Below are 494 nucleotides of genomic sequence, written 5' to 3' on the forward strand. Positions count from 1 at the left end.
CGTTTTATTAGGTTTAAGATTAGTAGTAGGTGGATTAGCCCCTTCTATGATATCTACAAGGTTCTGTTCCATGTATTCTTTAGTTTTTGTTGCTATATCTTTGGCAGTTTGCGATTCCGCTTTAACAATTTCAACTTGTTCATTTGTTTCTTTTACAAGTCCTTCCAACTTATCTAACAAGCCTTTATTTGCCTTCCCAGCTAGACTACCCATAACTTGAGCAAACATGCGATCTAACAGGCTTCTCGTATCTTCCACTTCTTTAAAGTCACCAAAATAGTATTTATCATTGGCTGCATTTGTATCACATTCATCCGCTGCGATAAGACGTGCTTCTAAAAATAAAGACGGTGTAAATTTTGTATCTTTGATATGGACAATATCGCCCTTATTTACTTTTTCATGAGATAAACCAAATATCTTTTCTAATGCAACTGGGTTTACTTCATACTTTACAGTGCTATTAATACGTTTCTTTAGCTCAGCTTCCGTCA

Annotated in this window: 1 pseudogene; it reads right to left on the reverse strand. The window is 35.2% G+C overall.

Annotated elements, in window-relative coordinates:
• Positions 1 to 494: pseudogene (locus tag ACQGSG_RS29300) on the reverse strand (phage tail spike protein); the annotation flags it as partial.

It is taken from the genome of Bacillus sp. GMa5/1 (assembly GCF_050172015.1).
Taxonomy (GTDB): Bacteria; Bacillota; Bacilli; order Bacillales; family Bacillaceae_G; genus Bacillus_A; species Bacillus_A cereus.